This window comes from Streptomyces sp. NPDC051963, from assembly GCF_044593495.1.
GTDB lineage: Bacteria > Actinomycetota > Actinomycetes > Streptomycetales > Streptomycetaceae > Streptomyces.
The window spans coordinates 572,770-595,570 of sequence record NZ_JBIUCC010000008.1 but is presented as its reverse complement, the minus strand read 5'-3'; the positions used below and the strand labels follow the sequence as shown (position 1 = coordinate 595,570).

The window sequence follows — 22,801 nt, the reverse complement described above, 5'->3', positions numbered from 1 at the left end:
CGCTGCCTTTCCCCTGGGTGTGCTCCGGCCCACAGGCGTTTGCCATGGGGGGTGGTTAGCATGGCTGCGTTGACGAATTCGACCCGATGGGGGCCTGCACGACCATGGGACATGGTTCCTCGGGGCTTCATTCGGCCCCCCAAGCGCTGCGACAGCGCATCGACCGGCTCGGGCGTGAGATCGCCAAGTTCGGGGCGGTGGGTGGCGCGGGGCTCCTGGTCAACCTCCTCGTGTTCAACCTGGTACGGCATGTCACCGACCTCCAGGTGGTGCGGGCGAGCGTCATCGCGACGGTGGTGGCGATCGTCTTCAACTACGTCGGGTTCCGTTACTTCACGTATCGCGACCGTGACAAGAGCGGCCGTACCAAGGAACTGACCCTGTTCCTGCTGTTCAGCGCGGTCGGCCTGGTCATCGAGAACGGCGTGCTCTACGCGGCGACCTACGGCTTCGGCTGGGACAGCCCCCTCCAGAGCAACGTCTTCAAGTTCCTCGGCATCGGCGTCGCCACCCTCTTCCGCTTCTGGTCCTACCGCACCTGGGTCTTCAAGACCCTCCCGGCGAAGGAAGCGATCTCCGACGCGGAATCGTTCCTGACGGAGCAGCGCAAGGGGTCGCCGGCGGAGGAGCGTCCGGCACCGGCGGCAGCGGGGCGCCGCTCCCTGTAGTCGGGCGGCCCGCATGCCCGCAGCTCGACGGCCTATCGAACCGTCGGCTCCGAATCCCCCGTCGCCCCGGACTTCTTCGTCGCCGTACGCGACAGAAACAGTCCGAACACCGGCGGCGCGGCCTGGAGCATCTCCAGTCGCCCCCCGTCGGCCTCCGCCAGATCCCGGGCCACCGCGAGCCCGATGCCCGTGGAGTTCCGCCCGCTGATCGCCCGCTCGAAGATCCGCGCCCCGAGATCGGCGGGCACCCCCGGCCCCTCGTCCGTGACCTCGACCACGGCCTGGTTACCGGTGACGCGTGTACGCAGCGCGACCGTGCCGCCGCCGTGCATGAGCGAGTTCTCGATCAGTGCGGCCAGCACCTGTGCCACCGCACCCGGTGTCCCCACGGCGTGCAGATGCCGTTTGCCGGAGCTGACGATCGCCCGCCCCACGCTGCGGTAGGCGGGCCGCCACTCGGCGAGCTGCTGCTGGATGACCTCGTCGAGGTCGAAGGTGACGGCGGAGCCGGTGCGGGGGTCGCGGGAGTTCGTGAGCAGCCGCTCGACCACGTCCGTCAGCCGTTCCACCTGCGCCAGCGCGATCGTGGCCTCGTCCTTCACCGTGTCCGGATCGTCGGTGAGGGTGATCTCCTCCAGCCGCATGGACAGCGCGGTGAGCGGCGTACGGAGCTGATGGGAGGCGTCGGCGGCCAGCCGGCGTTCGGCGGTCAGCATGCGGGCGATCCGCTCGGCGGAGCCGTCCAGCACGTCCGCGACACGGTCCAGCTCCGGGACGCCGTAGCGCTTGTGCCGGGGCCGCGGATCCCCGGAGCCGAGCCGTTCGGCGGTCTCGGCGAGGTCGGTGAGCGGTGAGGCGAGCCGATTGGCCTGCCGTACGGCGAGCAGCACGGCGGCGATGACCGCCAGCAGCGCCACCGCCGCGATGATCAGCAGCGTCCGCCAGACCTCGCGGGTCACCACGGATCGCGGCTCCTGGACGGTGACCGTCTCCTTCTGCTCGCCCTTGCGGGTGGCGCTGATGGTGTCGCCGGAGGGCTTGGTGCCGATCTCGATGGGCTGCCGGCCCGGGATGCGGATCACGGCGTAGCGCTCGGCCGGCACCTGTTCGCGCAGCACGTCGGCCGTGACGGCCCCGGTGGCGATCAGCCGGCTGTCCACGATGCTGGCGAGCCGGATCGCCTCGGAGTCCACGCGCTCCTGCGCGGTGCTGCTGATCGTCCGGGTCTCGACGATCACGAGGGAGACGCCGAAGACGGCGATCACGACGAGCACCACGGCGAGCGTGGACTGGATCAGTCGACGGCGCATGGACGCGTACTACTCAGCTCTTCTCGAAGCGGAAGCCGACGCCCCGCACGGTGGCGATGTACCGGGGGTTCGCCGCGTCGTCGCCGAGTTTCTTGCGCAGCCAGGAGATGTGCATGTCGAGGGTCTTGGTCGACGACCACCAGGTGGTGTCCCAGACCTCGCGCATCAGCTGGTCGCGCGTGACGACCCGTCCGGCGTCCCGCACGAGGACCCGCAGCAGGTCGAACTCCTTGGCGGTGAGCTGGAGTTCCTCGTCGCCCATCCACGCGCGGTGCGACTCGACGTCGATGCGCACGCCGTGCGTGGCGGGCGGCTGCTGCGGCTCGGCGGCGCCGCGCCGCAGCAGGGCCCGTACCCGGGCGAGCAGCTCGGCGAGCCGGAAGGGCTTGGTGACGTAGTCGTCGGCGCCGGCGTCCAGGCCGACGACGGTGTCCACCTCGTCGGCGCGCGCGGTGAGGATGAGGATCGGGACGGTGTGGCCTTCGGCACGCAGCCGGCGGGCCACTTCCAGGCCGTCCATGCCGGGCAGGCCGAGGTCCAGGACACACAGGTCGATGCCGCCCTGGATGCCGGCGTCGAGCGCGGTGGGTCCGTCCTCACGCACCTCGACCTCGTACCCTTCCCGGCGCAGGGCGCGGGCCAGCGGCTCCGAGATGGACGCGTCGTCCTCGGCGAGCAGTACACGGGTCATGAAGTGATGGTAGTCCGCGGATGACAAGAGCCGGGGTGTGATCGGCGAGCCGGATTCTTACCGTCCCATGGAACGATTCTTACCTGTGGACTCTCCCGGCCGAACCTGCGGCTCTGGGATGCGAATGTCATGGAGACCTTGGAAAGTATGCTTGCGGTTCCGCCGACACCTGTGATCCGTGTCTCAAGTCCTTCCATATCCGGCGGTGTCCTGCCTTATGGTGAACGAACGCCTGTAGCACCGCGGGGACCTTTGGCGAGTATTTGACGCTGAAGGTCTCTTTTGTGTGCGGGCTGGCCCCGGCCAGCCCTGAAAGGAATGACCTGTGGCCGGGCCCCCAGTCGGTGGGGGCGTGGATCCCGGTGGGCACCGTTCACCGTTCCGTGACCCGGAGCGGACTCCCCGTGGGCGTGGGGGTGGACGGACTGTCCCGGCCGGTGCCGGCCGCCCCCCACCGGGCGCGCATCGCTCTTCGAGCGCGTCCCGACCAGCAAGGATCGACCATGGCGTCCAGCCTGACGAAGGAATCCTTTGAGCCGGGCACCCCCGGTTCCGGATGGACCTTCTTCGGCCACCCCCGCGGACTGGCCACTCTGTTCATGACCGAGATGTGGGAGCGGTTCTCCTACTACGGCATGAGGGCCCTGCTCCCGCTGTACCTGGTGGCCCCCGGCGGCCTGCACCTCAGTGCGACCACCGCGACCGCGATCTACTCGGTGTACCTGTCGCTCGTGTACCTGCTCGCCCTCCCGGGCGGCTGGTTCGCGGACCGCGTGCTCGGCCCCCGCAAGACGGTCGCCGTCGCGGGCGGGATCATCATGCTCGGCCACCTCACCCTGGCTCTCCCCTGGTCCGGCAGCTTCTTCGCGGGCCTCGGTCTGGTCGCGATCGGTTCCGGTCTGCTGAAGGCCAACATCTCGACGATGGTCGGGCACCTCTACGACGGCCCGGACGACCCGCGCCGCGACGGTGGGTTCACGCTCTTCTACATCGGCATCAACGTCGGCGCGTTCGCCGCTCCGCTGATCATCGGCACCGTCGGTGAGAACGTGAACTGGCACCTGGGCTTCGCGCTCGCCGCGCTCGGCATGGGCCTGGGTCTCGCCCAGTTCCTGCTCGGCAGCCGGCACCTGAGCTCCCGCTCGGACATCGTCCCGACGCCGCTGACCGCCGAGCAGAAGGCGGCGACGCTGCGCAAGGCGGGCTTCTGGGCGGCCGTCGCGATCGTCTTCTACGCCGTCGTCGGCGTCTCCGGCGTCTACACGCTGAACTGGCTGCTGGTCCCGATCACGCTCGCCGGCCTGATCATCCCGATCATGGTGATCGCCCGGATGAAGCGGGACAAGGAGCTGGACCGTGCCGAGCAGTCGAAGCTGACCGCGTACATCTGGTTCTTCGTGGCCGCGGCCGTGTTCTGGATGATCTACGACCAGGGTGGCTCGACGCTGTCGCTGTTCGCCGAGTCCTCCGCCGACAACTCCGTCTTCGGCTGGGAGTTCCCGGTCTCCTGGTACCAGTCGGTCAACCCGGTCATGATCATGGCGCTGGCGCCGGTCTTCGCCTGGCTGTGGCTGGCGCTGGCCCGGCGCGGCAAGGAGCCGAGCACGGCGGCGAAGTTCGCGACGGGCCTGGTCCTGGTCGGCGCGTCCTTCTTCCTCTTCCTGGCCCCGCTGTCGATCGCCGAGGGCGGTCACAAGGCGGCGGCGCTGTGGCTGGCGGCGATCTACTTCGTCCAGACCGTCGGTGAGCTGACGGTCTCCCCGGTGGGCCTGTCGGTCACCACGAAGATGGCCCCCGCGAAGTACGCCTCCCAGATGATGGGCGTCTGGTTCCTGGCCGTCACCGCCGGTGACGCCACGACCGGTCTGCTCTCCATCGCCGGCGTCGACCTCAACAAGACGGGCATCGTGGCCCTGGAGGCCACGCTCGCCGTCATCGCCGGTGTCGCGGTGTGGATGTACCGCAAGAAGGTCAAGGAACTGATGGGCAACGTCAACTGAGACCTGCCCGGCCCGGCTGAGCCGACGGAGGGCGCTGCATCCACGTGGGTGCAGCGCCCTCCGTGCGTTTCGGGGACGTGCGCGGTTCCCCTCGCCCCTGGGGGCCCGCTAGCGGAGCCTGCGTCGCGGCATGAACGTGAACACCGCGCCGCCCAGGAGGACGGCCGTCCCCGCCACCAGTGCCAGGGCCTTCAGGATGCCGTGTTCGTCGGAGCCCGTGGCGGCGAGGCCGCCGTCCGTCGACGAACCGCCGCCGGAGGCCGAACCGGCCGAACCGGAGCCGCCGCCCGAGGCGCCGCTCGCCTGCTCGGTGGTGTCCAGGGTCAGGGAGACCTCCGACTTGGCCGGCGTGCAGGTCGTGGTCGTACCGAGGGCCTCGATCGTGAGGACGCCCGGCGACAGCGTCGACTCGCCGCTCGCGCCCGGCTTGTAGGTGCCGGTCAGGTCCGGGATCTCGATCGGGTCGCCCGATTCGATGGGCTCGGCGTTGGTGGGACCCTCCACATGGACCGTGCCGGTGTCGGCGCCGCCCAGGGCCACCTCCATCGACGGCTTGACCGAGTCCGCCGGGATGTCGGCGGGACTGTCCATCACCGACTTCTTGAACTGCACCATGAGGTCGAAACTCCCGCCGTCCTTCTTGGCGTTGATCTGCACCGGCGAGGTCGCTTCCTTGTCTCCGATGGGCGTCTTGCACTTGTACGGGACCTGGACCTCCTTGCCCGTGAAGTCGGTCTGGCCGCCGTCGTCCCCGCCGGTGCTGGAGCCTCCGGTGTCGGAACCGCCGGCGGACCCACCGCCCGTGTCGCCGCCCGTCTCGCTCTCACTGGGTGACGGCGAGGATCCCGTGGGCAGTCCGGTCGGCAGCGTCGGCAGCCCCGTCGGCAACCCTCCCGTCGTACCGCCCGAACTCCCGCCGCCGTCCGTCACCTTGATGGTCGCGGCCTTCTGCACCGTCTCCTTCGGGGAGCACTTGGTGTCCGTGGAGATCGGCTTGTTGACGTTGATGTTGTACGCCTCGGGCGTCAGCGTCACCTCTCCGGCCGCCGTGAGCTTCAGCTTGCCCTTCATGTCGGACAGCTTCATGTCGCTGTTCTTGGGGATCGGCGGATTGGTCCGCGGTCCCTCCATCGCGATGTTCCCGGTCTGGGCACCCGCCGCCTTGAGGGTCCCGGTCGGCTGGACGGTGTCCTTCTCCAGGTCGAGGATGTCGGGGTTCTTGGAGGCGGCCTGGACGAACTTCCAGGTGATCTCGACCTCGTCGCCGACCTTGGCCTCGGCGGGCGCGGTGATCTCCACCTTCGTCGTGCCCTGGACCGGCGGCAGTCCGGAGATCGCCGGCGGGATGCACTCGGTGGCGTACGACACCTCGGCGGCCTGGGCGGGCGCGGCGGTGACGCCGATCAGGATGCCCGCGCCGCCCAGCATCATGGCGACGCCCGCCGCGCCCGTTCTGCGTCCGCGGGCCGGTGTGACTCTCCTTGGCTTGCTCACGTCTGTCCCTTCCTGGTGGGAGTCGTAGGACTCGTCGGACTGTCGTCGTGCGGTGCGGAGAGCTGACCGGCCGTGCCCGGATCGGCGTCCGGGGTGAACCACGGCAGGGTCGAGGTCGAAGTCGAAGTGGTGGATACGTCGCGCCCCGTGGCGGACGCGGTCAACTTGGGCAGGTGCAGGGAGAGTTCGGGCATACGGAGCCGTCCGCGCCCGGTGCTGCGACGCGGCCGCACCCGGTCCACCACCGCCATCCCGACGCGGAACACCGCCGCCGGAACGACCAGGCAGACCAGGACCCAGAACAGGGTCACGCCCCACGGCCGGCCCACGCCCCAGGGCTGCTCGGCGAGGACCTTCCCGCCGTACTTGAGCGAGACGGTGTAGTCGCCGTGCGCACCGCCGGACAGCTCGACCGGCAGCTCGATGCGCGCCTTCCGGCCGGGCCCGACGGTGCCGCGCCACTGCTGGTCCTGCCACTCGGGGGCGAACACACCGTGCGAGGTGCCGACCTGGAAGACCGGGTTCTTGATGGTGGAGGTGCCGACATTGCCGACGGTGAAGACGAGCGAGCGCGTGGGCGGCGCCCCGAACCAGGTGAGCAGCCCACCGGACCCGTCGAGCCGCGTGTCCGTCAGCACCGACAGCCGCCCGCCGGCCGCCTCCGCGGGCAGGGGTTCCACCGCATGCCCGGCGACCTGGAAGACGGCGTCCGCCTCGGCCTTCGCCCCGGTCACGGTGGCGACATGCACCACGCAGGGACACGGCACCGGCGGCTCGGCGACCGGCAGCTTCCGCTCGAACCGGCCCTCACCGTCCGTCGTCACCGCCCGCCCGTCCGCGTTGGCACAGGAGTTGGTCCCGCCGATCACTCCACGGGACGGTACGGACTGCCCGCAGATCAGGATCATCAGCAGCGCCCGCGCCCGCCAGCCGCTCCCGGTGACGGTGATCGAACCCCCGGTCCCCGCCTGCGACTTGGACAACTCGACGGCGGGCTTCTCCGCCGCGGCCGCCGGTGCCACCAGGGGCGCCACAAGGAGCGCGAGCACCGCGACGAGCACCGAGATCCGCACCTTGCCGCTCACGTCACCGCTCCCGTCAACTCGACCTCCGTACGCGGGGGTTCGGGCACCGCGTCGCCTGCGTCCGTACGGCGCCTTCGACGTCGTACGACTGCCAGCGCACCGAACGCGGCCACCGCACCCACTCCTCCCGCCACCGCACCCCACGGCACGCACCACACCGACGCCCCCGCCTCGTCACGCGCCCCGCCCGCCGCCGTCACCGTCAGCCGCACGTCGACCGAGTCGAGGGCCGGCCGGTCGGCCCACGGCTCGGTGAGCTTCACGCGGCGCCCGGGGGCCAGTTCGACGGGGAGGGTCCGCGGGGCGCGGTCGAGGACGCGGCGGCCGAAGGCGCCGTCGGCGCGGACGGCGAGCGTCGGGACGAGGGTGGTCGTACCGCGGTTGACCAGCTCGTACGAGATACCGGTGGCGCCCACCGTCAGGTGCTCGACGGTCAGCGCGGACAGCGTGGGCCCGACCACCCGCAGCCGCAGCCGCAGCGCCACCGTCCCCGAACGCCCGTCGCCGTCACGCGCGACGATCGCGCCCGCGAGATCGCCGGGCGCGGCCCCCGCCGGAACGCTCACGGTGAAGGGGACATCGGCGCGCGTACGGGCGGGCACCCGGACCGAGCCGTCGGTGAAGGCGACCGCGAGCCCGGTCCCGCGCAGCCGCACGGTGACCGGCTCCCCGCTCCGGTTGAGCACGGACACCGTGTCCTGGAGAACCGTCCCGGGCGCACCCTCGGCGTAGAAGGACGGCCGCCCACCGCCGGAGGGCGCGAGGGACCATGCCTCGGCGGCGGAGGCGGCCGGGGCGGCACCCACCAGGACGAGAGCAGCGAGGATCAGGACACGGTAGGCGGACGACATCGGCGGCTCCAACAGTCGTGCGACGACGGTCAGCGCGCCGTCTGGTTCCTCCGCGTCAGCCACAGCGCGCCCGCCGCTCCCGCCAGCAGCACCGTGCCGCCGAGGGTGCCGAGGGCGATGGCCGAGTCCTCGGGGCCGGTCTGCGGAAGTTCGGCACCGGAGTCGGCGCCGGACTGGGTGGAGCCGGTGGCGCCCTCGGCGGCCGTGACGTCGAGGGTCAGGGAGGGGCCGGGGCTGTTGGACGGGGTGCAGGTCGTCGTCGTGCCGAGCGCCTTGATGGTGAGGATGGCCGCCGTGAAGGTGACCTTGCCGGTCTTCTTCGGGGTGTAGGTGCCCGTCAAGTCATTGATCTTGATGGGGGTGTTGGCGGGAATCGCTTCCTGGTTGGCGGGCCCGGTGACGGACATCGTGCCGCTGTCGGCGCCGCCCAGCTTGATGGTGGCGCTCGGGTTCATCGCTCCCTTGCCCAGTTCGACCGGGCTGGACGAGACGCCCTTCTGCCACGACATGGTGATCTTGTAGCCGCTGCCGCTCTCGACGCCCTTGATGTCGATCGGCGATACGGCGGACTTGTCACCGATCGGCGTCTTGCACTGGTAGTTGACGTCGACGACCTCGGCCCGGGCTGCGGGGGCGGCCATCAGCACCGCCGAGCCGGCCAGGGCCGCGACGGACGCGAGCGCGGCGGTTCGTTTCCGGTACGACACGGTTCCGCTCCCTCTCGAGTTCCTGACGGCACATCAGATCGAGCCGTCAAGGTACGCCGGGGCGTGTAAGGAGGGAAGACAAAGGGAGTGTTGGAAGTGTGCCGATGGAGGGCGCCGGTTACGCGGGCGCCCCCAGCTCGGCCCACACGGTCTTACCGGCCGCCCCGGAAGTCCGTACGACTCCCCAGTCCAGGCAGAGCCGCTGCACGATGAACATCCCGTGCCCACCGGGCCGCCCCGCGCGATGCGGAGTCCGCGGCGCGGGCTGACCCGCACCCCGGTCGGAGACCTCGATACGGATCACCTTGTTGTCGCAGGCGATCAGCATCTCGTCCGGTCCTTCGGCATGCAGACACGCATTGGTGACCAGCTCGGAGACGACCAGCAGAACGTCCTCCGCGGCCGCCCGCTGGTCGGCGGTCGCGGCCGGCATCCAACCCCACTCGTGCAACGCCTGCCGAGTGAAATCACGGGCGAGCGGAACGATCCCGCTCGCGCCGGCAAAACTCAGCCGGCGGACCTGTCGGCCCCCTGGCGCCCCCGAAGCGCCGCCGGGCTCCGCGCCGCTTGGCTCGGGGCCGCGGTCGCCCGGCGAGTGGGGCCGGGTGGTGCTCATCAGCGCTTCACCTCACCGATTCACCAGTTCACGATTCAAAAGTCACTACACGGTCAGTACGGCTACAAGGGCAGTACGCGTTTCTCCTGCCCTGCCGAACCCGGGGAACACCCCCGTCTTCGGCCACAGAGGCCGTATGAAGGGTGCGACGCCCGGAAACCGCCGGTCCCCGAGGGGCGGGCGGGGCGCTCATACCGGCCGATTCAGCCGGTCTGGTCGGCCAAAGCCGCCTCGAGCGAGTCATGCACGGTGAAGACCGCTTCGGCCCCCGTGATTTCGAACACACGCGCCACCACGGGCAGCATTCCGGCGAGATGCACGCCGCCGCCGGCGGCCTCCGCCTTGAGTCGCGCACCGAGCAGCACATTGAGTCCGGTCGAATCACAGAACTCCAGCCGGGAGCAGTCGACGACCAGCCTGCTGAATCCTTTGGCCAGACATTCCTCGAGTGGCTCACGCAACAAATCGGCGGTGTGGTGATCGAGCTCACCCGCCGGGGTCACGACGGCACTGGGGCCCTCTTCCCTGACCTCCACCAAAAGCCGGCCAGACTGTGCGCTGCCGACCGTGCCGCGGTCCATGCCGTCTCTCTCTCCCGACGTCGTGACTGCTGACTGACGCCCTCGAACACTACGCCTTCCCTACGTGCTCCGACACCCGAACATCCGCCCAGAAACGGACATTTCCCCACAGAACGCACTTGCGGGGAGCTCGGTAAACCGGGTAGGGCTAGTAAGTACACGTAACCAAACACGGCCGGCTTTGGAGGCGCCGCACACCGCAGTGCACGTACAGGCTTCGGCAGCCATATGCCGAGAACGATGGAGGACATCATGTCACCCCGGCTCGACGCATCGCATACCCATACAGCGACGTCGACATCCCCCCCGGAACATCTGGATCCCATCGCGGACGCGGACGTACCCCCAGAGCAGGACGACCTGCTCGCCGGTCTCCCGGACATCCCCCCGTACGACGAGGTGGGGCCGGTGGACGCGCGGGCCCTGTCCAAGACCCTCTTCGAGCGGCTGGAGTCGCTGGAGGAAGGCACCCACGAATATTCGTACGTCCGCAACACACTCGTCGAACTCAACCTCGCGCTGGTCAAGTTCGCCGCCTCCCGCTTCCGCTCCCGCAGCGAGCCGATGGAGGACATCATCCAGGTCGGCACCATCGGCCTGATCAAGGCGATCGACCGCTTCGAGCTGAGCCGCGGTGTGGAGTTCCCCACCTTCGCGATGCCGACCATCGTCGGCGAGATCAAGCGCTTCTTCCGTGACACCTCATGGTCCGTGCGCGTACCGCGCCGACTCCAGGAGCTCCGGCTCGACCTGGCCAAGGCCGGCGACGAGCTGGCCCAGAAGTTCGACCGCGCCCCAACGGTCGGAGAGCTGGCGGAGCGGCTCGGCCTCACCAAGGACGAGGTGGTCGAGGGCATGGCGGCGTCCAACGCCTACACGGCCAGCTCACTCGACGCCCAGCCCGAGGAGGACGACGCGGAGGGCGCCCTCGCGGACCGCATCGGCTACGAGGACCACGGGCTCGAAGGCATCGAGTACGTCGAGTCGTTGAAGCCCCTGATCGCGGAACTCCCGTCCCGGGACCGGAAGATCCTCTCCCTGCGCTTCGTCGCCGGCATGACCCAGTCGGAGATCGGCGACGAGCTGGGCATCTCGCAGATGCACGTGTCCCGACTCCTGTCGCGCACGCTGGTACGGCTCCGGAAGGGCCTGACAGTCGAGGAGTGACCCGCCCTCGACACCTGCCACAAGGGCGGCCCGGCATCGCGCCGGGCCGCTTTTCGTCGTCCTGTTTCCCTGAAGGCATCCGCACGCCGTGATGGGACGCGCCCGGGTACGAAAGGGCGGTGGAGCGTGCAGCTTCTCTGCCCTCGGGGCCCTTGCCCGGCCGGCCACAGCACCGTACATGTGGCTGGAGCGCTCCCGGGACGCCAAGGAGATTCATGCACGCCCAACGTCGAGACGACATGCCGCAGAAGCAGCCGGTGGTGGCGCGACGTACCCCCGAGTCGGCCGACGCCTCGTCCTTCGCGCGGGCACTCGGCGCGCCCTCGGCAGACCTTCTCGGGCGGCAGCGCAGCGCCGGGAACTCCGCTGTCGTGCAGATGCTCCGCAGGGCCGGGCACGGACTCGGCGACGGTGTGGAGCAGCATCAGCACGGTCCGGAGTGCGGGCATCGGGATCAGCCGGCCGTGCAGCGGTCTGCCGTCCATGGCGTCCTGCGTGGGGCGGGACGTCCGCTCGACCACACCGTCCGCGGTGAAATGGAGGCGCGTCTCGGTGCGGACTTCTCCGACGTGCGCCTTCACACCGACCACGCGGCCCGTGCCTCCGCGAAGGAGCTCGGGGCCCGTGCGTACACCTCCGGCAGCCACATCGTGGTCGGCGACGGCGGCGGGGACAAGCACACCCTCGCCCACGAACTCACCCACGTCATCCAGCAGCGGCAGGGACCCGTCGCCGGCACCGACCACGGAGACGGGCTCGCCGTCAGCGACCCGGCGGACCGGTTCGAGCGGGCGGCCGAGGCGAACGCGTCCCGTGCGCTGGCAGGACCGGTACCGGATGTCCAACGGGCGCTCCCCGAGGGATCGTCGGCGGGCGGCGCGACCGCCGCGCTGCCGGCCGTGCAGCGGTACGCGTCCGGCGGCTTCAGCGGTGTGGAGGGCGAGAACACGGACCTCGGCAGCCGGAAGAAGGTCGACCACTTCGTGACGCAGGGGCCCGACGCCGTGCTGCGTCCGGGCAAGTCGCCCAACCAACTGATCGGCGCCGAGGTCGACCACATGGACATCCGGGTGCACCATCCCGGTGATGTCTCCCTGCTGATCTCGAACGACGGCACGCTCGCCGTCCACAACACCGAGCGCGAGCCCAAGGAGTTCTACGCGTCCCCGGCGGTGTTCAACCAGTCGGTCGCGGAACTTCAGGCGCGCGGCAGCGCCTACACCCTGGTGCAGTCCGGGGGAACGGTCCAGACCGAGAACGGAGACCTCCAGCGCGTCACGCCCGAGGTCGACGGCCAGGAGGAGCAGGCCAGGGCCGCGGGGTTCGCCGATCTGATCAAGGTGCAGTGCATCGACGTGGCACGCAAGGTGATCGGCAGCTACGCGATGGAGATCTCGCTCCGGGGGACCTCCGCCGACGAGACCGCGCCCTGGAGCGAAAGCAAGGGCGCCGAGATCGCCGGGCGCATAGCGGAGTTGGTTCGTGAGATGACCGGGGGCACGGCGCCCGAGTCCGACACCTCCGCGGCCGAGCAGTACGGCACCGCCCTGCGCGAGCATCCCGTTGAAGCCGACGCTGCCGCACAGCAGTTGGGCGTCAACAACTACGCCCTGCCGGAGGTGGGCGAGGCCTTCGCCACCCTGTCGATCGGCAGCGACAAGAAGATCGACTACGCGACCGCCGCGGAGGGCGCTACGTCCACGGACCGAACGCACGAGGACGTGTGGAACTACCACTTCGCCGGAGTCGTCGCCCGCAGCGCGGACGGCAACGACTGGGTGACGCTGGAGAACTACACCCGGGACCAGCAGGCGCAGAAGGCACTGCACCAGCTGGAGGGCAAACTGCTCGACGCGTACAAGAAGAAGACCAGTGGGTTCTTCAACAGCGAGGGCAAGACGCCCAAGGGCATGTTCGAGAGCGACCGGATCGTGGAGATGATCCAGGAACTCGCGAAGGTGACGCGCGCGAAGGCACAGGCGGAGTACGTGGCCCTGGGCATGGCCAAGGAGGCCTGGCAGAGCAAGTGGTTCTTCCGGATGTACGGATCAGGCGCCGGCCAGCGTTTCCACGAGAAGCAGTACAACGCCGGTCAGGGCGACTTCGTCAACCCGCTGACGGTACGGACGAAGGCGGCCCCTCCCCAGTGACGCCGGCGCCCCGCCCTCACACCAGCCGCTCGCCCCTGCGCCACACGCCGGTGACCAGGGGCACGCCGGGCCGGTAGGCCAGGTGCACATGGCTCGGCGCGTCGAGGAGGGTGAGGTCGGCGCGCGCGCCCGGAGTGATGCGGCCGATGTCGTCGCGGCGGAGGGCTGCCGCGCCGCCCGCCGTGGCCGACCACACCGCCTCGTCCGGCGTCATCCCCATGTCCCGTACCGCGAGCGCGATGCAGAAGGGGACGGAGGAGGTGAACGACGAGCCGGGGTTGCAGTCGGTGGAGAGGGCGACGGTGACGCCCGCGTCCAGGAGACGGCGGGCGTTCGGCCACTCGGCACGCGTCGAGAACTCGGCGCCGGGGAGGAGGGTCGCAACGGTGGCGCCGCCCGCGAGGGCGTCGACGTCCGCGTCCGTGAGGTGCGTGCAGTGGTCGGCGCTGGCGGCGTCGAGCTCCACGGCGAGCTGGACCCCGGGGCCGTACGACAGCTGGTTGGCGTGGACGCGCGGGTGCAGGCCCTTCGCCTTGCCCGCCGTGAGGATCGTGCGGGCCTGGTCGCCGTCGAAGGCGCCCTTCTCGCAGAAGACGTCGATCCAACGGGCGTACGGGGCGCAGGCGTCGAGCATCTCGCCGGTGACCAGGGCGACATAGCCGGCCGGGTCGTCTGCGTAGTCCGGGGAGACGATGTGGGCGCCGAGGTAGGTGACCTCGTCCGTGTGCGCGGCGGCGATGCGCAGGGCGCGGGACTCGTCCTCGACGGTCAGGCCGTACCCCGACTTCGTCTCGAAGGTGGTGGTGCCCTGGCGGAGGGCCTCTTCGAGATAACGGGTGACGTTCGCGTCGAGTTCCTCGTCGCTCGCGGCCCGGGTGGCGGCGACCGTCGTACGGATGCCGCCCGCGCTGTAGGACCGGCCGGACATCCGGGCGTTGAACTCCTGCGTCCGGTCGCCCGCGAAGACGAGGTGCGAGTGGGAGTCGACGAAGCCGGGGAGGACGGCCCGGCCGCCGGCGTCGACGCGACTGTCAGTGGCGGGTGCTTTGCTTGATTCACCGGTCCACGCGACGCGGTCGCCGTCGATGACGACGGCCGCGTCCTGGATCAGACCGAGGGGAGTTCTTCCCCCACTCTCGAATTTGCTCGAGCGGGGGGACCCCCATCCGAGGGAGGGGTCGTTGGTGACCAGCGTGGCGATGTTGGTGATGACGGTGCTGCTGCTCATTGCGTCCTCGTGGGGGCTCGGTTCGGTGGGCGCCGTCAGGCGCGCAGGGCGTCCACAGCCCGGGCGAGGGCCTGCGGCACATCCGGCACAAGGGCATGCGTTCCGTCTCGTACGACGTACCGCCCGCCGACGATCGTGTGGCGTACGTCCGCTGCCGTCGCGGCGAATACGGCCGTCTCGGCGCCGAGCCTGGGCAGCGGCCCCGCGGTTCTGACCGAGTCGAGCGCGATCGTCGTGAGGTCGGCGAGGGCGCCCGCCTCGATGGTGCCCGCGTCGTGCCAGCCCAGCGCGGCATGGCCGTCGGCGGAGGCCGCGCGCAGCAGGGCGGCGGCCGTCCAGTGACCGCGGGTGCGGGTGCGCAGCCGCTCGTTCAGCTCCATGGCGCGCGCCTCTTCGAGCAGGTCGATGACGGCGTGGCTGTCGGAGCCGAGGGAGAGCGGGGAGCCGGCGCGCTGGAGGGCGACGGCCGGTCCGATGCCGTCGGCGAGGTCCCGCTCGGTGGTCGGGCACATACAGGTGCCGGTGCCGCTGCCGCCGAGCAGCGCGATGTCCTCGTCGGTGAGGTGGGTGTTGTGCACGCCGGTGGTGCGCGGCCCGAGGACACCGTGCTCGGCGAGGAGCTGGGCGGGGGTGCGGCCATGGGCCTCGCGGCAGGCGTCGTTCTCGGCGGTCTGCTCGGACAGGTGCACATGGAGCGGGGCCCGCCGTTCCTCCGCCCATCGCGCCACGGTCGCCAACTGGCGGGCGGGCACGGCCCGTACGGAGTGAATCGCCGCACCGATCCGCGCGTGATCCCGTTCCTTGAGAACTGAACAGCGTTCCGCCCAGGCGTCCGCGCTGCCGTCGGAGAAGCGGAGCTGGTGGGTGTTGGGCGGCTGTCCGAAGCCGGAGGAAAGGTAGGCGGTGTCGAGGAGGGTGATGCGGATACCGGCGTCGGCGGCGGCCGCGATGAGGGCTTCGCCCATGGCGTTGGGGTCGGCGTACGGGGTGCCGCCGTGGGCGTGGTGCACGTAGTGGAACTCACCGACGGACGTGACGCCGGCGAGAGCCATCTCGGCATACACGGCGCGGGCCAGTGCGTGGTAGGTGTCGGGTGTCAGCCGGTCGGCGAACGCGTACATCACCTCGCGCCAGGTCCAGAAGGTGCCGGAGCCGACCTGGACGGTGCCGCGCAGGGCGCGGTGGAAGGCGTGGCTGTGGGCGTTGGCGAGCCCGGGGAGGGTGAGTCCGCGGAGGATCTCGGCGCCGGGGGGCGGGGCGGGGACATCGGTGTGGACGGTTGCGATGCGGCCGTCCACGACGTCGACGGCCACGCCCGGCTCGACGTGCGTGTCGAGCCAGGCGTGCTCCAGCCAGTAGGTCCGCTGCGTCACGTGCAGGCCAGCCCTTCCAGTACGTCGGCGAGTGCGAGCACCCCGGCCACGCAGTCGTCCTCGGCGGCGAACTCGGCCGGGGAGTGCGAGACGCCCGTGGGGTTGCGTACGAACAGCATGGCGGTGGGGACGGTCCCGGAGAGGATCCCCGCGTCGTGTCCGGCGCCGGTGCCGAGGACGGGCACCTTGAGGTCGGTGTCCTTGCCGAGGATCCGGCCGAGTTGGTCGCGCAGGGCGTGGTCGAACTCGACGACGGGAGTGAAGGACTCACGCACCACCGCGAGGTCGACGCCGTGCGCCTCGGCGTACTCCCGGGCGGCCTTCTCGACGCCGTTGACCACGGTGTCGAGGGTCCGCTGGTCGGCGGCACGGGAGTCGAGCCAGCCGCGCACCAAGGAGGGAATCGCGTTCACACCGTTGGGCTCGACGGCAATCTTGCCGAAGGTGGCGACGGCGCCGGCGAGTTGGGCTTCCCGACGAGCCGCGAGCACGGTCTCGGCGTACGACAGCATCGGGTCACGCCGGTCCACGAGCCGCGTGGTCCCCGCGTGGTTGGCCTCACCCCGGAAGTCGAACCGCCACCGCCCGTGCGGCCAGATGGCACTGGCGATGCCCACCCGGTCGCCGGACAGATCCAGCGCCCGTCCCTGCTCGACGTGCAGCTCGACGAAGGCACCGATGCGCGCGAGCCGCTCGGGGTCGGGCCCGATGGCCTCGGGGTCGTACCCGGCGGCCTCCATGGCCCGCGGCAGCGTCACCCCGTCCCCGTCGGTCAGCCGATGCGCCTGCTCGACGCCGAGCTGTCCGGCGACCAGCCGCGACCCGACACAGGCCAGCCCGAACCGCGCGCCCTCCTCGTCGCCGAAGTTGACGATGGCGAGGGGCTTGGTGAAGTGCACGTCCCGTCGGCGGAGTTCATCGACAGCAGCAAAGGAGGACACGACCCCGAGAGGCCCGTCGAAGGCACCCCCGTCCGGCACGGAGTCAAGATGCGACCCCGTGACGACCGCATCCCCTCCGGCTGGGTCCCCGAGCCACGCCCACTGATTGCCATTGCGGTCAACCTCATAGCTCAGCCCACGAGCCTCGGCCTGCCCCTTGAACCACTCCCGGCACTCGGCATCAGCACCGGTCCAGGCGAAGCGCCGATAGCCCCGGGAGTCGGGGTGACGGCCGATGGGAAGCAGCTCCCGCCACATGCCATGGAAGGAACCACCGCTCGCACCCACAGCCGATACGGGCTGCGCAGACGACCCGCCAGGCTGTGGGCAGTCGTTCCGCAGGGCGGAACGGGTGGGCACAGCCGACCCCGCACCCGGCGACGAGACCTGAGCCCCCGCCGGACGGTTGCCGCCCCGCTCATCTCCCGGAAGGGTCACGCGTCGTCACCCTCACGCATAGGCACCCGAACACCCCGCTCATCCGCAACGGACTCCGCGATGTCGTACCCGGCATCCACGTGCCGAATGACACCCATACCCGGGTCATTCGTCAGCACCCGCCGGATCTTCTCACCGGCAAGCTTCGTGCCGTCGGCGACCGAGACCTGCCCGGCGTGGATGGACCGGCCCATGCCGACCCCACCACCATGGTGGATGGACACCCAGGACGCACCCGAAGCCACGTTCACCATCGCGTTCAGCAACGGCCAGTCGGCAATCGCGTCGGAGCCGTCCAGCATCGCCTCGGTCTCCCGGTACGGAGACGCCACGGACCCACAGTCGAGGTGATCCCGCCCGATCGCCAGCGGAGCGGCCAGCTCACCGCTCGCCACCATGTCGTTGAACCGCTCACCGGCCTTGTCCCGCTCGCCGTACCCGAGCCAGCAGATACGCGCGGGCAGCCCCTGGAAGTGGACGCGCTCACCGGCCAGCTTGATCCAGCGGGCGAGGGACTCGTTCTCCGGGAAGAGGTCGAGCATCGCCTTGTCGGTCTTGGCGATGTCGGACGCCTCACCGGACAGGGCGGCCCAGCGGAAGGGGCCCTTGCCCTCGCAGAACAGCGGCCGGATGTAGGCAGGGACGAAGCCGGGGAAGGCGAACGCCCGCTCATAACCGGCGAGTTGGGCCTCGCCGCGGATGGAGTTGCCGTAGTCGAAGACCTCCGCGCCGGCGTCCATGAAGCCGACCATGGCCTCGACATGCCTGGCCATGGACTCACGCGCACGGGTCGTGAAACCGGCCGGGTCCTTCGCCGCGTAGGACGCCATGTCGTCGAAGTCGACGCCCAGCGGCAGGTACGACAGCGGGTCGTGGGCCGAGGTCTGGTCGGTGACGATGTCGATGGGGGCGCCCTCGGCGAGCATGCGCGGCAGCAGCTCCGCCGCGTTGCCGAGGAGGCCGATGGAGAGCGGGCGCCGGGCGTCGCGGGCCTCGACGGCCAGCTGGAGGGCGTGCTCCAGGGAGTCCGCGCGCACGTCGAGGTAGCGGTGCTCGATACGGCGCTCGATGGCGCGCGGGTCGCAGTCGATGCATAGGGCGACGCCGTCGTTCATGGTCACGGCGAGCGGCTGGGCGCCGCCCATGCCACCGAGGCCGGCGGTGAGGGTGATCGTGCCGGCGAGGGTGCCGTTGAACTTCTTCGCGGCTACGGCGGCGAACGTCTCGTAGGTGCCCTGGAGGATGCCCTGGGTGCCGATGTAGATCCAGGAGCCGGCGGTCATCTGGCCGTACATGGTCAGGCCGAGCTGCTCGAGGCGGCGGAACTCCTCCCAGTTGGCCCAGTCGCCGACGAGGTTGGAGTTGGCGATGAGGACGCGCGGCGCCCACTCGTGGGTCTGCATGACGCCGACGGGGCGGCCCGACTGGACCAGCATCGTCTCGTCCTGCTTCAGCGTCCGCAGCGTGCGGACCATGGCGTCGAAGGAGCGCCAGTCACGGGCGGCCTTGCCGGTGCCGCCGTAGACGACGAGCTTGTCGGGGTGCTCGGCGACCTCGGGGTCGAGGTTGTTCTGGAGCATCCGCAGGGCGGCCTCCTGCTGCCATCCCAGGGCGCTCAGTTCCGTACCGCGCGGCGCTCGTACGGGGCGGGGTCCTGACATGGTCTGCCTCCTAGCGGATGTACCGCGGATTGTTTCGGCCGTTATTCACATCCTGGCTTCCTGAATAGAACTAGTCAATACATTCTTGCGTCGGCACAGGTAGGTCACGGATGTTTGGCTGGATACACAGGCCGGACGCAGGCAACGACACGACGGGGGATGCCATGGACGACGTCACCGACCACCGCGGGAACGGCCTCGATCGGACCGGCCGCCGCGACGACGCGGTCCGCGCTGCCGTGGAGCGGGGGCTGCTCGGCCCCGACACCCCCATCGTCGGCCTTCTCGACGTCACCGGCATCCGGGAGTCGGCGGCCGAGCTGCGGGCGGCGTTCGACGCGGTCGTCGCGCCGGGCACGCCGGTGCTGCACGCCTTCGCGGTGAAGGCGACCCCGCTGGTGCCGGTGCTGCGGCTGCTGCACGACGAGGGCATCGGCGCCGAGGTGGCGAGCCCGGGCGAGCTGGCGCTGGCGCGCGCGGCGGGACTGCCGCCGGCCCGGACGGTGCTCGACTCGCCCGCGAAGACCCCGGCCGAACTGCGCGAGGCGCTGGCGCTGGGTATCGCCGTCAATGCGGACAATCCGCAGGAGCTGGACCGTATCGACGGGCTCATGCGGTCCGCCGTCAGCCGCTCGCCCATCGGGATCCGGGTGAATCCGCAGGTCGGCGGGGGCTCCATCGAGGCGACGTCCACGGCCACCGCGACCTCGAAGTTCGGGGTGGCACTGCGGGACGAGGGGGCGCGGGAGTGGGTGGTGCGGGCGTATGCCGTGCGCCCGTGGCTGACGCGGCTGCATGCGCACACGGGGTCGCAAGGCATCCCGCTGGAGCTGATGGCGCAGGGCACCGCGGAGATGTTCGCGCTGGCCGAGGAGATCAACCGGCGGCTCGGGCGACCGCAGATCGACACGATCGACATCGGCGGCGGGCTGCCGGTGAACTTCGGGTCGGACGCGACGACGCCGACGTACGCCCAGTACGCGCGCGTGCTGCGGGAGGCGGTGCCGGGACTGTTCGACGGGCGGTACGGGCTGGTCACGGAGTTCGGTCGGTCGTTGCTGGCCAAGCACGGGACGGTGGTGGCGCGGGTCGAGTACGCCAAGAGCGCGGGCGGGCGGCCGGTCGCGGTCACGCACGCGGGCGTGCAGGTGGCGACGCGGACGGTGTACGTGCCTCGGTCGTGGCCGCTCAGGATCGCGGCGTACGACGGGAAGGGGCGGCCCAAGGCGGGGCCCGAGGTGGTGCAGGACGTGGCCGGTCCGGCCTGCTTCGCGGGCGACCTGCTCGCCGAGGGGCGGGCGCTGCCCCTGCTGGAGCAGGGCGACTTTGCGGCGGCGCTGGACACGGGCGCCTACTACTTCGCGCATCACTACGCCTACAACTCCCTTGCCCGACCGGGGGTTTACGGCTTCACGCCGGACGGGTCCGGGGGCGTCGCCTTCGCGACCGTGCGGGAGCCGCAGAGCCTCGACGAGATCGTGGGCGAATCGGGAGGGGCGCACGCCACCGCACTCACCACCCTTCGCACGCCCGGGCGCCCTTGACGCATCCGGCAGGCCAAGGTTGAACGGGTGGGGAAAAGAGGTCAGTTGACCCACCTTAGTCACTCGCCGCATGTTCCACTGGAAAATGCCAGAAGCCTCACCCGCCGCTCACACGGAGCGTAGTTTCGGCGTCACTCAGCCGAACGCCAGGCGGGAGGGGAGCCACGGTGCCCGGAATCGACGAGTGCTTACTGGAAGCCATGCGCCTGCCCGGCGCCCGGGGCGCCGCCCTGGTCGACTGGACCAGCGGCCTGGCCCTGGGCACGGTCGGCGAGTCCCCCGGCGGCGATCCGGACACGACCGCCGCGGAGACCGCGGAGCTGGCCCGACTGGCCGCCGAACACCGGGCGTTCGCGCCGGGCGACGACGCCGATGAGGCCGATCTCCCGGTCGAGGACCTGATCATCAGCAACCGGGACAGCTATCACGTGCTGCGGTTCGTGTGGACGTCCTTCGACAGCAGCGTCTTTCTGCATCTGTGGCTGGCCCGCGCGGAGGGCAACCTCGCGCTGGCCCGCATCCGGCTCGGTGAGATGGCCGGACGGCTGGTGCTGGGATGACGACCGTCCGAACCTCCCCTGCCACGCCGCCGCCCCGTCTGCCGGTGCGGGACCGGGCGGTGGCCGGCCGGCGTACGTGGGGCGGAGCGTCGCCGATGCTCGGCCGCCTCGCGGACGAGCGCGCCACCGGCGTCCTCCTCCGCGAACGCGGCACGCTCCACCTCGCCGAGGGCCGCGTGGTGCACGCCGAGAGTCCGTCCTCCCCCGGCCTCGACGTGCTCCGCGCGGCCGGCGACGCCCTGGCCGAGGGCGCGCTGGAGATCTGCCACCTGGTCGCGCTGTACGACGCCGCGTACTTCGCCCTGTCCCCCAGCAGCACCCCGGGCCGCTTCCGCTACGAGGCCGAGCCCCCGCCCGGCTCCGGCCACCCGGTCCCGGTGGCCGCCGTGGAACAGGAGACCCTGCGCCGCCGCGACCTCCTCGACGCCATCTGGCCCGATCCCACCATGGACGCCGATCCCCTCATCAGGGCGGACCCCGCCGACGCCCCACGGGTCACACCGCGGCAGAGAGCGGTGCTGACCCGGGTGGACGGCACACGGACGGCGACGGACATCGCCCGGGAGCTGGGCCGCCCGGCCTTCCACACGCTGGTGGACGTACGGCGGCTGGCGGCGGCCGGACTGGTGACCACGACGCCGGCCGAGGCACCCGGCGACCGACTCTCCGTGCCCGCCGAGCCGCTGCCGACGCAAGACCCCGACATCGCCTTGCTGAAGAGGGTCAGGGATGCGCTGGAGGCCCTTTGACCGACCGAGGAGAACCCTGATGGCGGCCGACCCCGCAATAGCCGACGAACTCCACCGGCTCAGAGCCCGCGTCCCGCAGCTCACCGGCGCCCTCGCCGCCAGTGTCGACGGCCTCGTCATCGCCGCCGACACCCCCGGCTCCGAACCGGAGAGCCTGGCCGCCCTGACCGCCGCCGCGCTGGGCGTGGCGGTACGGATGACGGACGTCACCGGCCAGGGCGAGCTGCGCGAACTGCTGGTGCGCGGCGTGCAGGGCTATGTGGCGACGTATGCGGCGGGCCGTACCGCCGTACTGACGCTGCTCGCCCGGGACGACGTGAGCGTCGGCCGCCTGCACCTGGAGGGCCGGCGCGCGGCGACCCGTATCGGAGAGCTCGTCGACGCCCGGCCGCAGACCAAGCCCCAGGCGCAGGCCAAGGCCCCGGCCAGAGCGCCCGCCAAGTCCCCGCCCACGCGCACCAGAACCCCCCGTACCAACCGCAGCACACCCACCACCACCGAAAGTTGAGAGGAGCCCCGACATGGCCAACACCGAGACCGCACTCAAAGAGGCCCTGACCTCCATCGAAGGCGCGACCGGAGTCGCGCTCGTCGACTACACCAGCGGCATGGCGCTCGGCACCCTGGGCGGCAGCAAGAACTTCGACCTGGGCGTGGCCGCCGCCGGCAACACCGATGTCGTACGGGCCAAGATGCGCACGATGGAGCACCTCGGGCTCAAGGGCCAGCTGGAGGACATCCTGATCACGCTGACCGACCAGTACCACCTGATCCGCCTGCTCAGCGGCCGCAGCGGCAACGGACTCTTCCTCTACCTGGTCCTGGACATGAAGCGCTCCAACCTGGCGATGGCCCGCCACCAGTTGAAGAAGATCGAGCAGGACATCGAAGTCTGAGCGTACGGCTCAGCAGCGCCCCTTCAGGGGCGCGGGGCTGTATCAATGTGCGGCTCCGCCGCGCGGGCGCGACCAGCCACGACGGCGCCGC

The 22,801-nt window shown here is 70.7% G+C and carries 21 protein-coding genes; 9 read left to right on the top strand and 12 right to left on the bottom strand.

The genetic code is table 11. The features are described 5' to 3' along the window. Window positions 1–104 precede the first annotated feature (104 nt). On the top strand, window positions 105–668 hold the full coding sequence (locus tag ACIHFB_RS34160; protein WP_365276620.1) for a GtrA family protein: 564 nt from the start codon (window positions 105–107) through the stop codon (window positions 666–668). Window positions 669–700: 32 nt separating this feature from the next. Here the strand turns inward: ACIHFB_RS34160 and ACIHFB_RS34155 are convergent, their stop codons facing one another. Then, window positions 701–1,978: an ATP-binding protein gene (locus tag ACIHFB_RS34155; RefSeq protein WP_365276617.1), complete on the bottom strand. Its 1,278-nt coding sequence runs from the start codon at window positions 1,976–1,978 to the stop codon at window positions 701–703. 13 nt (window positions 1,979–1,991) lie between these two features. Continuing rightward, window positions 1,992–2,669: a response regulator transcription factor gene (locus ACIHFB_RS34150; RefSeq protein ID WP_037748267.1), complete on the bottom strand. Its 678-nt coding sequence runs from the start codon at window positions 2,667–2,669 to the stop codon at window positions 1,992–1,994. 503 nt (window positions 2,670–3,172) lie between these two features. Between ACIHFB_RS34150 and ACIHFB_RS34145 the strand changes: the two genes are divergently transcribed. Next, complete coding sequence (locus ACIHFB_RS34145) at window positions 3,173–4,669, top strand: oligopeptide:H+ symporter (protein ID WP_365276613.1); 1,497 nt, start codon at window positions 3,173–3,175, stop codon at window positions 4,667–4,669. Window positions 4,670–4,777: 108 nt separating this feature from the next. Here the strand turns inward: ACIHFB_RS34145 and ACIHFB_RS34140 are convergent, their stop codons facing one another. The 6 genes from ACIHFB_RS34140 to ACIHFB_RS34115 form a co-directional block, all read right to left on the bottom strand. Next, window positions 4,778–6,097: a hypothetical protein gene (locus tag ACIHFB_RS34140; RefSeq protein ID WP_400128971.1), complete on the bottom strand. Its 1,320-nt coding sequence runs from the start codon at window positions 6,095–6,097 to the stop codon at window positions 4,778–4,780. 62 nt (window positions 6,098–6,159) lie between these two features. Then, window positions 6,160–7,248 carry a hypothetical protein gene (locus ACIHFB_RS34135; RefSeq protein WP_365276610.1) on the bottom strand — a complete coding sequence of 363 codons (1,089 nt, stop codon included), beginning with the start codon at window positions 7,246–7,248 and terminating at the stop codon, window positions 6,160–6,162. After that, window positions 7,245–8,099 carry a hypothetical protein gene (locus ACIHFB_RS34130; RefSeq protein ID WP_400128970.1) on the bottom strand — a complete coding sequence of 285 codons (855 nt, stop codon included), beginning with the start codon at window positions 8,097–8,099 and terminating at the stop codon, window positions 7,245–7,247. The genes ACIHFB_RS34135 and ACIHFB_RS34130 overlap by 4 nt, the downstream gene beginning before the upstream one ends. Before the next feature lie 29 nt (window positions 8,100–8,128). Then, window positions 8,129–8,806, bottom strand: coding sequence for an LPXTG cell wall anchor domain-containing protein (locus ACIHFB_RS34125; protein ID WP_400128941.1), 678 nt, complete (start codon window positions 8,804–8,806; stop codon window positions 8,129–8,131). Between the two features lie 118 nt (window positions 8,807–8,924). Continuing rightward, window positions 8,925–9,422, bottom strand: coding sequence for an ATP-binding protein (locus ACIHFB_RS34120; protein WP_400128940.1), 498 nt, complete (start codon window positions 9,420–9,422; stop codon window positions 8,925–8,927). 203 nt (window positions 9,423–9,625) lie between these two features. After that, window positions 9,626–10,003 carry an STAS domain-containing protein gene (locus ACIHFB_RS34115; RefSeq protein WP_365276602.1) on the bottom strand — a complete coding sequence of 126 codons (378 nt, stop codon included), beginning with the start codon at window positions 10,001–10,003 and terminating at the stop codon, window positions 9,626–9,628. A gap of 252 nt (window positions 10,004–10,255) precedes the next feature. Here ACIHFB_RS34115 and ACIHFB_RS34110 point away from each other — a divergent pair, with 252 nt between their 5' ends. After that, window positions 10,256–11,170, top strand: a complete 915-nt coding sequence (locus tag ACIHFB_RS34110) for an RNA polymerase sigma factor SigF (RefSeq protein WP_365276599.1) — start codon at window positions 10,256–10,258, stop codon at window positions 11,168–11,170. A gap of 215 nt (window positions 11,171–11,385) precedes the next feature. Next, on the top strand, window positions 11,386–13,320 hold the full coding sequence (locus ACIHFB_RS34105; protein WP_400128939.1) for a DUF4157 domain-containing protein: 1,935 nt from the start codon (window positions 11,386–11,388) through the stop codon (window positions 13,318–13,320). 16 nt (window positions 13,321–13,336) lie between these two features. Here ACIHFB_RS34105 and hutI read toward each other — a convergent pair whose 3' ends face one another. The 4 genes from hutI to hutU all read right to left on the bottom strand — a co-directional run bounded on the left by hutI (window position 13,337) and on the right by hutU (window position 18,961). Then, a complete protein-coding gene (hutI, locus tag ACIHFB_RS34100; protein ID WP_400128938.1) occupies window positions 13,337–14,548 on the bottom strand; it encodes an imidazolonepropionase in 1,212 nt (403 codons plus the stop codon). A 35-nt stretch (window positions 14,549–14,583) separates the two neighbouring features. Beyond that, window positions 14,584–15,927: a formimidoylglutamate deiminase gene (locus tag ACIHFB_RS34095; protein WP_365276821.1), complete on the bottom strand. Its 1,344-nt coding sequence runs from the start codon at window positions 15,925–15,927 to the stop codon at window positions 14,584–14,586. Next, a complete protein-coding gene (locus tag ACIHFB_RS34090) occupies window positions 15,918–17,120 on the bottom strand; it encodes an allantoate amidohydrolase (protein ID WP_400128937.1) in 1,203 nt (400 codons plus the stop codon). The genes ACIHFB_RS34095 and ACIHFB_RS34090 overlap by 10 nt, the downstream gene beginning before the upstream one ends. Before the next feature lie 176 nt (window positions 17,121–17,296). Then, window positions 17,297–18,961, bottom strand: a complete 1,665-nt coding sequence (gene hutU / locus ACIHFB_RS34085; RefSeq protein ID WP_365276590.1) for a urocanate hydratase — start codon at window positions 18,959–18,961, stop codon at window positions 17,297–17,299. Window positions 18,962–19,125: 164 nt separating this feature from the next. On the opposite strand from hutU, the gene ACIHFB_RS34080 reads away from it, so the two are divergent. The 5 genes from ACIHFB_RS34080 to ACIHFB_RS34060 all read left to right on the top strand — a co-directional run bounded on the left by ACIHFB_RS34080 (window position 19,126) and on the right by ACIHFB_RS34060 (window position 22,710). Beyond that, window positions 19,126–20,505 carry a diaminopimelate decarboxylase gene (locus tag ACIHFB_RS34080; protein ID WP_400128936.1) on the top strand — a complete coding sequence of 460 codons (1,380 nt, stop codon included), beginning with the start codon at window positions 19,126–19,128 and terminating at the stop codon, window positions 20,503–20,505. Between the two features lie 167 nt (window positions 20,506–20,672). Further along, entirely contained in the window at window positions 20,673–21,065 is a 393-nt protein-coding gene (locus ACIHFB_RS34075) for a hypothetical protein (RefSeq protein ID WP_210588219.1), read from the top strand. Then, on the top strand, window positions 21,062–21,814 hold the full coding sequence (locus ACIHFB_RS34070) for a transcriptional regulator (RefSeq protein ID WP_365276584.1): 753 nt from the start codon (window positions 21,062–21,064) through the stop codon (window positions 21,812–21,814). The genes ACIHFB_RS34075 and ACIHFB_RS34070 overlap by 4 nt, the downstream gene beginning before the upstream one ends. Window positions 21,815–21,833: 19 nt before the next feature. Continuing rightward, the gene (locus ACIHFB_RS34065; protein WP_400128935.1) at window positions 21,834–22,322 is read left to right on the top strand and encodes a roadblock/LC7 domain-containing protein; all 489 of its coding nucleotides are present in this window, start codon (window positions 21,834–21,836) and stop codon (window positions 22,320–22,322) included. Between the two features lie 13 nt (window positions 22,323–22,335). Next, window positions 22,336–22,710: a hypothetical protein gene (locus ACIHFB_RS34060; RefSeq protein WP_365276578.1), complete on the top strand. Its 375-nt coding sequence runs from the start codon at window positions 22,336–22,338 to the stop codon at window positions 22,708–22,710. Window positions 22,711–22,801 lie beyond the last annotated feature (91 nt).

What these genes read in the sequence shown, in the direction of transcription:
- ACIHFB_RS34060 (WP_365276578.1), top strand. Translation starts at nt 22,336, where the DNA reads ATGGCCAACACCGAGACCGCACTCAAAGAGGCCCTGACCTCCATCGAA.
- ACIHFB_RS34155 (WP_365276617.1), bottom strand. Translation starts at nt 1,978, where the DNA reads ATGCGCCGTCGACTGATCCAGTCCACGCTCGCCGTGGTGCTCGTCGTG.
- ACIHFB_RS34065 (WP_400128935.1), top strand. Translation starts at nt 21,834, where the DNA reads ATGGCGGCCGACCCCGCAATAGCCGACGAACTCCACCGGCTCAGAGCC.
- ACIHFB_RS34140 (WP_400128971.1), bottom strand. Translation starts at nt 6,097, where the DNA reads ATGCTGGGCGGCGCGGGCATCCTGATCGGCGTCACCGCCGCGCCCGCC.
- ACIHFB_RS34110 (WP_365276599.1), top strand. Translation starts at nt 10,256, where the DNA reads ATGTCACCCCGGCTCGACGCATCGCATACCCATACAGCGACGTCGACA.
- hutU (WP_365276590.1), bottom strand. Translation starts at nt 18,961, where the DNA reads ATGTCAGGACCCCGCCCCGTACGAGCGCCGCGCGGTACGGAACTGAGC.
- ACIHFB_RS34120 (WP_400128940.1), bottom strand. Translation starts at nt 9,422, where the DNA reads ATGAGCACCACCCGGCCCCACTCGCCGGGCGACCGCGGCCCCGAGCCA.
- ACIHFB_RS34115 (WP_365276602.1), bottom strand. Translation starts at nt 10,003, where the DNA reads ATGGACCGCGGCACGGTCGGCAGCGCACAGTCTGGCCGGCTTTTGGTG.
- ACIHFB_RS34160 (WP_365276620.1), top strand. Translation starts at nt 105, where the DNA reads ATGGGACATGGTTCCTCGGGGCTTCATTCGGCCCCCCAAGCGCTGCGA.
- ACIHFB_RS34080 (WP_400128936.1), top strand. Translation starts at nt 19,126, where the DNA reads ATGGACGACGTCACCGACCACCGCGGGAACGGCCTCGATCGGACCGGC.
- ACIHFB_RS34090 (WP_400128937.1), bottom strand. Translation starts at nt 17,120, where the DNA reads ATGTGGCGGGAGCTGCTTCCCATCGGCCGTCACCCCGACTCCCGGGGC.
- ACIHFB_RS34105 (WP_400128939.1), top strand. Translation starts at nt 11,386, where the DNA reads ATGCACGCCCAACGTCGAGACGACATGCCGCAGAAGCAGCCGGTGGTG.
- ACIHFB_RS34150 (WP_037748267.1), bottom strand. Translation starts at nt 2,669, where the DNA reads ATGACCCGTGTACTGCTCGCCGAGGACGACGCGTCCATCTCGGAGCCG.
- ACIHFB_RS34070 (WP_365276584.1), top strand. Translation starts at nt 21,062, where the DNA reads ATGACGACCGTCCGAACCTCCCCTGCCACGCCGCCGCCCCGTCTGCCG.
- ACIHFB_RS34145 (WP_365276613.1), top strand. Translation starts at nt 3,173, where the DNA reads ATGGCGTCCAGCCTGACGAAGGAATCCTTTGAGCCGGGCACCCCCGGT.
- ACIHFB_RS34130 (WP_400128970.1), bottom strand. Translation starts at nt 8,099, where the DNA reads ATGTCGTCCGCCTACCGTGTCCTGATCCTCGCTGCTCTCGTCCTGGTG.
- hutI (WP_400128938.1), bottom strand. Translation starts at nt 14,548, where the DNA reads ATGAGCAGCAGCACCGTCATCACCAACATCGCCACGCTGGTCACCAAC.